We start from the raw sequence: 380 nt of genomic DNA, 5'->3' as shown, positions 1-380 counted from the left end.
CCCGGCGACGCGCACCGTCGTCCGCCAACGGGCGACCGGTCCCCTGGTGATCAGTCCCCGAGCAGCCGGGCCAGCGCCGCGTCCACCGTGGGCTCCACCGCGACCCCGCCGGGCAGCGGCGGCCGGTCGACGACGAGGACCGGCACCCCGCGCTCCCGGGCCGCGGTGAGCTTCGGCGCGGTCGCCGCACCGCCGGAGTCCTTGGTGACCAGCACGTGCGGGACCACGGCCTCGAACAGGGCGCGCTCGCCGTCGAGGGCGAACGGGCCCCGGTCGAGCAGCAGCTCGTGCCGGGCGGGCAGCGGGCCGTCGGGCGGGTCGACCGCACGGATCCAGAACGCCGCGTCGACAGCCGCGAAGTGCGCCAGTCCCCCGCGGCC

Annotated in this window: 1 protein-coding gene; it reads right to left on the bottom strand. The window is 78.7% G+C overall.

Going from position 1 to position 380, the window contains the following annotated elements:
* Positions 1-50: 50 nt before the first annotated feature.
* Positions 51-380, bottom strand: a 330-nt coding sequence (locus tag GTW08_RS24275) for a precorrin-6A/cobalt-precorrin-6A reductase (protein WP_202417625.1), incomplete at its 5' end; no start/stop codon positions are given.

It is taken from the genome of Pseudonocardia sp. SID8383, assembly GCF_009864975.1.
GTDB lineage: Bacteria > Actinomycetota > Actinomycetes > Mycobacteriales > Pseudonocardiaceae > Pseudonocardia > Pseudonocardia alni.
Note: the sequence above shows the minus strand (reverse complement) of the source record. Positions and strands in the feature narration are given on the sequence as shown.